We start from the raw sequence: 10,426 nt of genomic DNA on the forward strand, positions 1-10,426 counted from the left end.
GACTCGGTGGTCGGTTCTGTGGTCTGCTTCGTCATGGCGGTGCTCTCCTCTCGTTGACCGGGTGTCTGCCCGGTGGGTTCAAATGTCACCCGAGAGGGTACACCGCCTTTCTCCTATTTGCACACCTTTTGAATATAGCTCGATTCTGTATAAGCGATGGTAATCATGTATTGGCTTTGCCATATTCGTTACAACCGAAGGGCGCCTAACTAGTGCGTATACTGATCAGCTTACCCCGACCAACCGTTTTTAAAGCCAGGAGAGCTGCTCCAGGCTTCTCGCGTAGCTAGCAACAACTCCTTATGAATCCGCACGACGGCAAAGGCTGTTCCTCTCAGGCTATTCAACCTTCACACTATACCATCGCCGCTTAAACGCTTTCCCCGGCGTCCCGTAACAACGCCTCCACTTCTACGAGGAGCCGGGGAAGATGACCCTCAACGACACCCCAGACGGTGGCGTCGTCAACGGCGTCGTAGCCATGGATGATACGGTTACGAAAACCCACGATACGGTTGAGATCTGCAATACGGGCGGCTGTCGTGGGGTCGATCTGCGTCAACCGGTTCAGTGCTTCGCCGATAATTTCAAATTCACGCTCGACGGCCCGACGGAACTGGCGATCTTCTTCGTATTCGGAAAAGCTACGCCCCTCGCACCATTCGCTGATGCTTCGGCCGGATACGAACACATCAAACAGGAGCTTCTTCGCGCGGTTGTCCATAGAGAAGTCGGCGAGTAGCCTCGACTTCACGCCGAAAGTAGGGATTGCGGATCGACTGTTCCGTGATAAGATCGATGGGCCATCCGAAAAGACGTTCCAACTCCTCCGCCAATCCAAGGTAACGATTCGCATAAGTGGCGTTCGGCTGCCGATCCGTCATCTCCACAATAAAATCGACATCGCTCGAAGGCGGATGGAACCGCCCGGCAGCGGCCGATCCAAAGAGGTAGAGACGCTCCACCCCGTACCGGTGGCAAAGCTCGGTGATCTCGCCACGCTTCTTCTCAATCAGCTCCATTACTGCGTTCATAACTCCGTATCCCACCGTGACTTAGGCGTCGCAGATTTGCTCGAATGACAACCGCAGCCAGTGTCTCGCCCTTCTTCGGAGTTGTCAACTCCTTCTTGGGAGTCGGTTAGACGTCTTCAACGTCCTCGGGAACAGTTGGGTGTTGCGCCCCATGCCACACGCCAACAATCCAGACCGCCTTCCCCTTCTCACGATAAAAGAAGCGGTACGGCGCAATGACGACTTCACGCTGCGGAAGGTCGGAAAACTCGGGGATCGCCCGGCCTGAATCCGGAAATTTCACGAGTCTTTTTAGAGCGGTCTCCGCGCGTCGGCGGAACCGCAATGCGGCCTCGGGTTTGTCGCGGCGGATATAGGCGAGAGCGGAAAGGAATTGAGCCCTGACTGACGGGGTAAAGAGAATTTTCACCGATCAATCTTCTGCCAATAGCCGATCGGCCTCCGCCATTACGGTCTCCAGATCAAACCCCTTTCCCGCGGCAATCTCCTTATCCCCGCGTGCGAGGAGGCGAAGAAGCTGCCTGTCATGCTCCGCCTTTTCGTACGCGGCTGTGCTCAACATCACCGCTGCGGCCCGACCGCGTTGAGTAATGATGACCGGCTCTTTCGTGTCCTGAACGCGCTTGAGCACCCGCGCCGCATCCTGGCGAAGATCAGTGATCGGAATGATCTTCGGCACCTTACCCATTAGTCTTACCTCCTACCATACGTCTAAGCGTATCGCCAATATTCCCCTCGTAAGCGGATTGTAATCCCCTGGTGGTGTGTGTCAAGCGGAAAGCAGTACGGGGGAAAAGTCTTGAGGCTAATTCCAGACGCCGGGGATGGTGGTCCGGCAGGAGGGGCAGGCGCCGTCGGTGAGGGTGTTCTTGAGGATGGTGTAGCCGTCCCGCTCGATCAGCAGGGTGTGGCAGGCGTGGCAGTAGGTGTTCTCGTGAGTGCCGACGCGGCCCGGCAGATTCCCGGCATAGACATAATGCAGGCCAGCCTTCTTTCCAATCTCGGCCGCTCGAAGCAGGGTCGCCACCGTCGTGTTGGCGTGGTCCAGCATCTTGTAATCCTGGTGGAACGCCGTGACATGCCAGGGCAGATCGACGGAGACGGACGCCAGGAACTCGGCGATCTGGGTCAACTCCTCATTCGAGTCGTTGAAGCCGGGAACAACCAAGGTCACGATCTCGACCCAGAACTGCTTTGCCACGAGCAGCGTGATGGTGTCCAGGACGTTTCCCAACACCCCGCCCAGCTTCCGGTAGTTAGCGTCGTTGAACCCCTTCAGATCGACCTTGTACAGGTCCACCCACGGCTTCAGGTACTCGAGGACCTGGGGGGTGCCGTTACCGTTGCTGATGTAGGCGGTCTTCAAGCCGTTCGCCCTGGCCAGGCGAAAGATCTCGACCGCCCATTCGCTGGTGATCAGGGGCTCGTTGTAGGTGCTGGCAACGATCGGCGCGCGGTACCGTGTGGCCATGCCGATCAGGTCGTCGGCCGACTTCAGCTCCAGCGGGCTCATAGCTTCAGGATCGCGCAGAACCTGCGACGTGAGCCAATTCTGGCAGTAACTGCAGTGCAGATCGCATCCCAGCATCCCGAAGCTCATGGCGAGTGAACCGGGGAGCACATGATAAAACGGTTTCTTCTCCACCGGATCGACCTGCAAGGCGCTGACGTAGCCGGTGGGAACTTGCAGGACGCCCCCCTTGTTGAACCGGACCCGGCAGACCCCTTGTCGCCCCTCCGGGATCAGGCAGCGGTGACCGCACGCATAGCACCGCACCCGCTGGTTGGGAAGCTCCTCGTACAGCTCTCCCTCTTTGGTGAGTCGGGCTAAGGTATCAGCAAGGGTTATCACGGCCGACATGGGAGTCCTCTGGTTGATAAGCCTCGTTGTCTCAGTTCCTACTCACAATATAGCGCTCCGCTTGGCCTCCTACAAGTTGCCGCTCTTCGTGACTTTTTGCCATTTGGGCTCAGCGCTGGTTTTCTCGTCGCGCTTATGGATGCATTGACACCTCGGATCACCTCGTTATAGAGTGCATCGACGGGAGCGGAGATGGACATGATCGATGTCACAGAAGTTATCGATGATCGTACGGGCGAGACGGTCCTGGAGGTCCCCCTCCGGGGTCGGCTGCTGCTGGACTGCTCCCTGTTGAACAAGGGAAGCGCCTTTTCCGAACAGGAGCGACGTGACTTCGGCTTGGTCGGCCTGCTGCCTTTCCGCGTAAGCACCTTGGAGGAACAGGCGACCCGGAGGTATGAGGAGTACCTGAAGAAGACGACGGCACTGGAGCGCTTCCTTTTCCTCCGTGCCCTGCAGGACCGGAACGAAACGCTATTTTACCGCCTGCTGCAAGACCACCTCACCGAGATGTTGCCGATGATCTACACCCCGGAGGTGGGAGAAGTCTGCCAGCGCTACAGCCATATTTACCACCGGTCTCGCGGACTGTTCATCTCCTATCCACAACGGCAGGAGATGGACACCATTCTGGAAAACCGGCCGTATCGCCAGGTAGACGTCATCGTCGTGACCGATGGCGAACGCATCCTCGGGCTCGGCGATCAGGGGGTGGGCGGGATCGGCATTCCAGTCGGGAAGTTGGCCCTGTACACCGCGTGCGGCGGGGTAGACCCCGGCCGGACGCTGCCCGTCGTGCTCGATGTGGGAACGAACAACCCGGAGAGGCTGGCGGATCCGGATTACCTCGGCTGGCGGCATGAACGCGTGCGCGGGCCGGACTACGATGCCTTCGTGGAGGAGTTCGTGCAGGCTGTGGAGCGGCACCTGCCTGGCGTGCTGCTGCAATGGGAGGACTTTGGCAAGGATCATGCCCGTACACTGCGGGACCGACCGCTACCGCGACCGGCTCTGCAGTTTCAACGACGACATCCAGGGGACCGCGGCGGTCACCCTCGCCGCCTTGCTGGCGGGGGGGAGGGCCACCGGCCGCCCCCTGGGCAGCCAGCGCGTGGTCATCTTGGGCCCCGGCTCGGCCGGGACGGGTATCAGCGATCTGCTGGTGGCGGCGCTGGTCCATGAAGGGTTATCCGAGGATGAGGCCCGATCGCGGCTCTGGTTGGTCGGGCGCCACGGTCTGCTGCACACGGGGATGCGCGATCTCAACCCGGCTCAGCAGCGTTACCGCCAGCCGCTGGAGCGGCTCGCCGGCTGGGAGCGCGGACCGGCCGGAGAGATTTCCCTGGCCGAGGTAGTGCGTCGCGCGCAACCGACGGCGCTGATCGGCGTGACCGGCCAGCCCAAGCCCTTCACTGAAGAAGTGATCCGGACCCTGGCCCGGCAGGTTGAGCGCCCCATCCTCTTACCGCTCTCCAACCCGACGGCCCAGTGTGAGGCCTCGCCGGCCGACCTCGTGGCCTGGACCGAGGGGCGGGCGCTGGTGGCAACCGGCAGCCCTTTCCCAGGTGTCGCGTACCAAGGACGCACCATCCCGATCAGCCAGTGTAACAACGCCTACGTCTTCCCCGGATTGGGCCTGGGTGTGATCGCCTCGGGGTCCCGGCGTGTCACAGACGAGATGTTCCTGGCCGCCGCCAGAGTCCTGAGCGACAGCGTGCCCCCACAGACGGGATTCGATGCGCCCCTCCTGCCGCCGCTTGCAGAGATCCGCGCCCTATCGCGTCGCATCGCGCTGGCCGTGGAACTCGGAGCCCAGTGCCGGGGGCTCGCCCGGCGAACCTCGCTTCGGGAGTGGGAGCAACTGCTGGATGCCAGACAGTGGGAGCCCCGTTATTGCCGCATGCGTCCCCAACGTCGCCCGGCGGATCGACTCTAGGGCGGCCGAGATAGGCCGCCAATTGTTGGGGGGAAGCCGCCGGCCTTTGTCGGTTTCAAGTGCGGCTCACTTATAGTTCGGCACCGCGACACACCCAGGCGTTGATGGAGCAATTGACAACATTGCTGAGTGTTTGGTAATTTCCCCAACATGAAGGCTACTCAACTCCTTCGAAGACGCATTATCTACTCAGCAGAGGCGTTCGCCGAGCTGGTCTTATGGCAAATGCGGAAGCCAGTGGTCGGGTCGGCTCATGACGTCAAATACCGGCTGGCCTATGTGGTGAGAGGTGAATGCGTCCTGCGATACGATAATGAGGTGGGTAAAGGCGACCATCGACACATTGGCGGCAAGGAGAGTACCTACGAATTTACTACCCTTGAACAGCTCGTCGCCGATTTTCAACGCGACATTGCGAGGTGGAACCGTGAAAACCGTGATTCTTGATGTGCGTGCGCCTGCCGAGGCGATGGCCGACTTCGTGCGGGTCGGAAAGACGGGAAAACCCGAGCAAGCGGCACGTATCAGCTTCGCTACCCCTGAACTGTTGTGGGAGGTCTTATCTGCGAAGCGATGGGAACTACTGAAGGCATTGTGCGGCGCGGGCCCAGTGTCGATCCGAGAGGCTGCGCGTCGCGTCGGCCGTGATGTAAAGGCAGTGCATCGCGACGTCACCGCACTACTGAATGCCGGGCTCATTGAGCGAGCCGAGGGGGGCGGTATTGTGTTTCCGTTTGAGATGGTGAAAGTGGAGTTCATGTTGCAGGCTGCCTGAGCGGACAGCCGCAAGCGCAGCTTGCGATTCCCTCCGTCGCTACGCTCCGTCGGCTGCCGTCCACGGTAAGCATTGGATGCCAAGAAATGATATTGAGAATATCCGACGACCTCGGCCGGAAGATCAAGGATCGACCGACCAAGGTCTTGGCTCTTGATGCGAATCGTTACGCCGATTGGTCGACCAGACTGTTTACCGAGAGCCGTGCGCAGTACATCATGATCACCAACAGTGCGTCCTTGTACACGATGATCATGTTCGGCGCCGGGATAAATAATAGCCTCACCTTCACGAGTCGCGTCACGAGCTACATCAGGGAATTTACCCGCGCAGACGGGTTCGAACTGATCTATGAACGGTTCATTTCATCTTCAATGCTTCTCGTGTCGTTCTCTAAGGCCCTGAATCGCCGCGTTACCGGCTCTATGAACGACCTTGAATTTCAGGCCAAGACGATCTTGAACAGGGGGACGGTATCTCCTTGGGACGTCTCCTTCAAGTTGAATGAGATACCGTTTTCCTATCTCATGTACAATCGACCCCGCGAGGCGTTCCAGCAGATGGGGAGTGACAAGTGACCGGCCGGAGAGATTCCCCTGGCCGAGGATGTTCCTGGCCGCCGCCCGGGTCCTGAGCGACAGTGCGCCCCCACAGACGGGATGCGACGCGCCCCTCCTGCCGCCGCTTGCAGAGATCCGCGCCCTATCGCGTCGCATCGCGCTGGCCGTTGAACTCGGAGCCCAGTGCCGGGGGCTCGCCCGGCGAACCTCGCTTCGGGAGTGGGAGCAACTGCTGGATGCCAGACAGTGGGAGCCGCGTTATCGGCCCATGCGTCCCCAACGCCGCCCGGCGGATCGACTCTAGGGCGGACGAGATAGGCCGCCAGTCTGTGTCGGTTTCAAGTGCGGCTTACTTATAGTTCGGCAGCCAGGAAGTCCCGCTACGATCAGAGGAGCAACTGGATGAAGACAACATCTCTCGCCAGAATGGCTTTGCTTCTTGACCCGAACTGTCGACTGTCCACTGACTTTCGCACTCTAATAGACCGCATGCTGCGGCGCCAAAACAGGATTGGAGCCATCTTCGCTTCTGCCGCGGTCCTGAGTGTGGGCATTTCAGGGGCAATCGCTCAGACTCCTGCCTCGCGGCAGCTCGGCCCGTGCGAAAAGATCACCGCAGCCTGCGAGAGCGCGGGCTTTGTTCAGGGCGAGGCAGCCGAGGGAAAGGGCCTTTGGCAGGACTGCGTGACGCCGATACTGCAGGGCCAGTCGCGGCCTTCATTTGCCAAGCCTCTTCCGATCATTGATCCTCAGGTCAGGGCAGCCTGTCTTGCGGCGAAATCGAAGCCCGGGAACAACCGCGAGGAACCGCCCGCCAAAGAACCTCCGGCCAAACAGACTCCAGCCGACTTGCCTCGCCTGACTTACACGGCGAGTGCTCCGGCCACCTTTATGGTGCAACAGGATCTCCGACGTTACAAGTTTGAATGGGGGCCTTCAGACGGCCCTTTTGGCGCGATACCGCTCGGAAACGGCCAATACCGCTTTTTCGGAACAGGGTGGGGCGGGAAACTGTGCCCGCCCGCCGCGCGGAGGGTGGGCGTGCGTCCCTTCACCGGAACGCTGGATCGCGTGACCGGTGGCGACGGCTGCTTCGTCGTACTTGGCAAGGGTGACGGCCCCGCCGGATGGCTTTTCAATGCTGACTACGCCGGCGGCGGCGACCTCATTCGTCTCGCGGGCCACGGCAGGCATGGATGGCTCATGTCGTTCAGGGGCGAATACCACTGGAAAAATCCCGCTGATCCCAGGGGCCTGTGTGGCGCAACCGGCAGTGGTCCCTTCGGGGGCGGAGTTCCCTGTTACTACTCGACGCTGGGCCTGGCTTTCAGGGCTGACGGCGAGGGCAAATTCAGCGTCGTGGGAGAGAGCGTCCAGCTCAGCGATCCCCTTTCCGCCTCGAAGGGCGGCCCAAACAATCGAAACATCGGCTATGGATCGCTGATCGTGGCCGATGAGCACGGCAGGCACCTGCCCAATCCGCCGCCCGATCCGAGAAACGCATACATCTACGTTTTTTTTGTGAGTTCCGGAAAGGACCTGCCGGGATTCTGCGCTATCGGGGCGCAGTGCCCCGGCGTTGCCCGAGCGCACTACGAAGACGTGGTCTCGGCCGTGTTCTCGGGAAACCCGCACGCGGTTGCGAGACTCTTCCGCAAGTACTACACGAGTTCCCCGGATCCATGGAGCCAGCCCGCCACCGGGGACTCGCCTGACCTCTCGGTCGGCGGCGGAACGTTCACACCTCTCTACAACGCCAACGGGTCAGACAGGGTGATCTACGATGGCGCTTTCGATGTCTACATTATGCCCGTGTTTGTGAAGCAACCCGTGTCTGGGCTCTCGATTCGGATCACTAAAGACTTGATCCATTGGTCTGATCCGATTGGGCCACCGATTACGGATGGAACACGCGCGATTTCGTACGTTACACTGCTCGGTGAAACCGGCGATCCGAAGATCGCCGGCGAGGAACCCAGGCTCTATTTCAGGAGCACGGAGGCAGGGAAGTCGAGCTGGGACGCCTCCGCTTTCAGGGTGGTCAAATTGAGGCTGTCGCGCAATTGACCGCTTAAAGCGCTTGGAGACATCTCTCAAAGCCGGACTCAGGGACTATTCCGGGAAGAGGTTCGCACCCTAAGCGACGGTGTCGCGTGGTCAACGGGTACGTCGACATTCACCGTCACCGGAAGAGATGGAGCGCCTGAGAAGCCGCAACGTAACAGGATCGGCCTGATCAGGCGAGAGGGAAACGAGTGGCGCGTCAGCTTTCAGGTGTTCGCGAGAGCACCGTGCGCGCCATAGACGGTCCAAGGGGCTCCTGCTCTATCCGCGAGCCGCCGAACCAGCCGTTTCACCTGACGGCGGCCTCGCTCCCTACCGTCGCTCGGACCGCCGCAGGTGAATAGCAGCGTTGGGCACCATCTGCCACGTCGATAGGGGGATTACATGATTGAAGAGGAAATCGCAAAGTTGCCGGAGTTAAGGGAAGTCGGACTAGCACTTGTGCAAGTCGCTCGGTCACTTTTCCAGCCATACGCTTTGAGCCGAACGACAGTCACACAACACCAGCACTGATGGTATTTCACTGGAGGCTGCCCGGTAATGCCGCTAAACTCTCACAACATTCCGCAAAGACACTACCGGCTGGTCAATGGAGCTGCGATGAAAGCAATGCAACACTTGAAGTCGGTTGTAGTGATCGCAAGCGTTCTCAGCGTCGCGCAAGTCTGGGCCGCGAGTCCGGAGCCTTGGCCGTGCCAGGCCGACGCGCAAGCCTGGTGCAAAGACGTCCAACCTGGCGAAGGGCGAATCATTGCGTGCCTCAAGCAACACTTTTCAGAGCTTTCAGCCGCTTGCCGCGGCAGCTTAAGCGCCAGTGCCAAGACTGCAGCCGCTCGCGGAATCTTTGTGTGGCCCACTAACTGGATGATCAAGAACGGCGACTTCGACAAAGCCATCGCGGTTCCAGGGGTCGATGGCATTGGCGTGCACTTCACCTGGGCGGAAATCTCGCCGGCGTTCAAGACCTACGACTTCGCCGCCATGGATCGCCAGCTCGCGGTCGCGCGGTCGCACCATCTGGCGGTAGAGCTCTCAGTCGCGGCCGGCAAAGGCAATCCGGAGTGGCTGTTCGAGAAGCCTCCGCTCGGCCTGGGTCTCCGGCGCCTCGATTTTGCCGTGAACTACCACGGCGGCAACGAACCCTGCCAGAAGGTTTCGATGCCTCCACCTTGGGATTCCGGCTACCAGGCGGCATTCGCCGGCATGTTGGCGCAGCTGGCCGCTCACCTGCGCGAGACGGGCTATGACCGCGACGTGGCCGTCATCAAGCTCACGGGCATCCAAACCCTCACCGAGGAGCTCGGGCTGCCCGGTGCAACCCCCGCGGAATCCAGGAGCCCATGCGTCACAGACCACCCGCGCATTTGGCAAGAGGCCGGCTATCGGCCGTCGCTCGTCGTTCAAGCCATGAAAGGGATCGCGGCTTCGTATCAACGATCCTTCCCGGACACGATGGTCACACTCCCCATCATCGTCCTGTTCGCCTTCCCGCCCATCGGCGAAGACGGGCGGCCGATGCCCCGGGCCAAGGCGGTCGGTATCAACGACAGGCTCCTCGACGACCTGGTACGCACGGCGGCGCAGGGCCTCCTCGGGCACCTGGTGGTGCAGGACTGCTTCCTGATCGCTGACGAGCCTGCGGACCAGCGAACCGTCGGTCTGGCGCGTGCGAACAATGTACCGGTCGCCTGGCAGACCAATATCTGGTTCGGCAAGTACGGCAAGGGCGCAGCCTGCGGTGGACGAGGCAAGGGATTCCTGGAGCGGATGCAGAACGCGATCCCGTGCGATGAGCAGTCCTTCCTCCAGATGCTTCGCCGGGGCATGTATCCCCAAGGGGGGACGGGGCCGAGCGCGAACGGGCTATTCATCGAGGTGTTTCCGTCTGACGTGGTCGCCTTCTCCAGCGCCATCAAAACCGCGCATGACGAGTGGAAGCGCTGACCGCACAGAATCGTTCCGAGGTTTTCGGATTGAAGCAAATTGCATTACAAGCTCCTTGCCGGCTTCGTGCTTTTGTGGTTCTTAAATCGGAGGGTAGTTCACCATGTCGCCCAACTAGCCCATCTTCCGCAGTAGTGGCTCGATCTGCACCAAAAAGACCGCTCGTCGATCAGCCGGACCGCGTCACTCCGTGATCCGGAAGCGCCGGATGCTGAAAACCGCGTGTAGTGCAGAAAAGCCTCTTGCGGTGGA

The 10,426-nt window shown here is 60.4% G+C and carries 12 protein-coding genes and 1 pseudogene; 8 read left to right on the plus strand and 5 right to left on the minus strand.

What is annotated here, in order from left to right:
* Positions 1–370 precede the first annotated feature (370 nt).
* From KGL31_13575 to amrS, 5 genes are all read right to left on the minus strand, one after another.
* A complete protein-coding gene (locus tag KGL31_13575; protein ID MDE2322921.1) occupies positions 371–724 on the minus strand; it encodes a DUF86 domain-containing protein in 354 nt (117 codons plus the stop codon).
* Positions 693–1,034 (minus strand): nucleotidyltransferase domain-containing protein, encoded by a 342-nt coding sequence (locus KGL31_13580; GenBank protein ID MDE2322922.1) that lies wholly within the window; start codon positions 1,032–1,034, stop codon positions 693–695. The genes KGL31_13575 and KGL31_13580 overlap by 32 nt, the downstream gene beginning before the upstream one ends.
* Positions 1,035–1,140: 106 nt before the next feature.
* Positions 1,141–1,443: a type II toxin-antitoxin system RelE/ParE family toxin gene (locus KGL31_13585; protein ID MDE2322923.1), complete on the minus strand. Its 303-nt coding sequence runs from the start codon at positions 1,441–1,443 to the stop codon at positions 1,141–1,143.
* A 3-nt stretch (positions 1,444–1,446) separates the two neighbouring features.
* Complete coding sequence (locus KGL31_13590; GenBank protein ID MDE2322924.1) at positions 1,447–1,722, minus strand: type II toxin-antitoxin system Phd/YefM family antitoxin; 276 nt, start codon at positions 1,720–1,722, stop codon at positions 1,447–1,449.
* A 117-nt stretch (positions 1,723–1,839) separates the two neighbouring features.
* The gene (gene amrS / locus KGL31_13595) at positions 1,840–2,895 is read right to left on the minus strand and encodes an AmmeMemoRadiSam system radical SAM enzyme (protein ID MDE2322925.1); all 1,056 of its coding nucleotides are present in this window, start codon (positions 2,893–2,895) and stop codon (positions 1,840–1,842) included.
* 198 nt (positions 2,896–3,093) lie between these two features.
* On the opposite strand from amrS, the pseudogene KGL31_13600 reads away from it, so the two are divergent.
* The 8 genes and pseudogenes from KGL31_13600 to KGL31_13635 all read left to right on the plus strand — a co-directional run bounded on the left by KGL31_13600 (position 3,094) and on the right by KGL31_13635 (position 10,174).
* Positions 3,094–4,831: pseudogene (locus KGL31_13600) on the plus strand (NAD-dependent malic enzyme).
* 150 nt (positions 4,832–4,981) lie between these two features.
* Positions 4,982–5,278, plus strand: coding sequence for a hypothetical protein (locus tag KGL31_13605; GenBank protein ID MDE2322926.1), 297 nt, complete (start codon positions 4,982–4,984; stop codon positions 5,276–5,278).
* Entirely contained in the window at positions 5,259–5,606 is a 348-nt protein-coding gene (locus KGL31_13610; GenBank protein ID MDE2322927.1) for a DNA-binding protein, read from the plus strand. The genes KGL31_13605 and KGL31_13610 overlap by 20 nt, the downstream gene beginning before the upstream one ends.
* Positions 5,607–5,692: 86 nt before the next feature.
* On the plus strand, positions 5,693–6,184 hold the full coding sequence (locus KGL31_13615; GenBank protein ID MDE2322928.1) for a hypothetical protein: 492 nt from the start codon (positions 5,693–5,695) through the stop codon (positions 6,182–6,184).
* Entirely contained in the window at positions 6,174–6,470 is a 297-nt protein-coding gene (locus KGL31_13620) for a hypothetical protein (GenBank protein ID MDE2322929.1), read from the plus strand. Before KGL31_13615 ends, KGL31_13620 begins: the two co-directional genes overlap by 11 nt.
* Positions 6,471–6,568: 98 nt before the next feature.
* Positions 6,569–8,233: a hypothetical protein gene (locus KGL31_13625; GenBank protein MDE2322930.1), complete on the plus strand. Its 1,665-nt coding sequence runs from the start codon at positions 6,569–6,571 to the stop codon at positions 8,231–8,233.
* Between the two features lie 188 nt (positions 8,234–8,421).
* Positions 8,422–8,574 carry a hypothetical protein gene (locus KGL31_13630; GenBank protein MDE2322931.1) on the plus strand — a complete coding sequence of 51 codons (153 nt, stop codon included), beginning with the start codon at positions 8,422–8,424 and terminating at the stop codon, positions 8,572–8,574.
* 256 nt (positions 8,575–8,830) lie between these two features.
* Positions 8,831–10,174: a cysteine rich repeat-containing protein gene (locus KGL31_13635; GenBank protein MDE2322932.1), complete on the plus strand. Its 1,344-nt coding sequence runs from the start codon at positions 8,831–8,833 to the stop codon at positions 10,172–10,174.
* Positions 10,175–10,426 lie beyond the last annotated feature (252 nt).

The organism is Candidatus Methylomirabilota bacterium (assembly GCA_028870115.1).
Lineage (GTDB): Bacteria > Methylomirabilota > Methylomirabilia > Methylomirabilales > Methylomirabilaceae > Methylomirabilis.

What these genes read in the sequence shown, in the direction of transcription:
- KGL31_13625 (MDE2322930.1), top strand. Translation starts at nt 6,569, where the DNA reads ATGAAGACAACATCTCTCGCCAGAATGGCTTTGCTTCTTGACCCGAAC.
- KGL31_13615 (MDE2322928.1), top strand. Translation starts at nt 5,693, where the DNA reads ATGATATTGAGAATATCCGACGACCTCGGCCGGAAGATCAAGGATCGA.
- KGL31_13605 (MDE2322926.1), top strand. Translation starts at nt 4,982, where the DNA reads ATGAAGGCTACTCAACTCCTTCGAAGACGCATTATCTACTCAGCAGAG.
- KGL31_13575 (MDE2322921.1), bottom strand. Translation starts at nt 724, where the DNA reads ATGGACAACCGCGCGAAGAAGCTCCTGTTTGATGTGTTCGTATCCGGC.
- KGL31_13590 (MDE2322924.1), bottom strand. Translation starts at nt 1,722, where the DNA reads ATGGGTAAGGTGCCGAAGATCATTCCGATCACTGATCTTCGCCAGGAT.
- KGL31_13580 (MDE2322922.1), bottom strand. Translation starts at nt 1,034, where the DNA reads ATGAACGCAGTAATGGAGCTGATTGAGAAGAAGCGTGGCGAGATCACC.
- amrS (MDE2322925.1), bottom strand. Translation starts at nt 2,895, where the DNA reads ATGTCGGCCGTGATAACCCTTGCTGATACCTTAGCCCGACTCACCAAA.
- KGL31_13635 (MDE2322932.1), top strand. Translation starts at nt 8,831, where the DNA reads ATGAAAGCAATGCAACACTTGAAGTCGGTTGTAGTGATCGCAAGCGTT.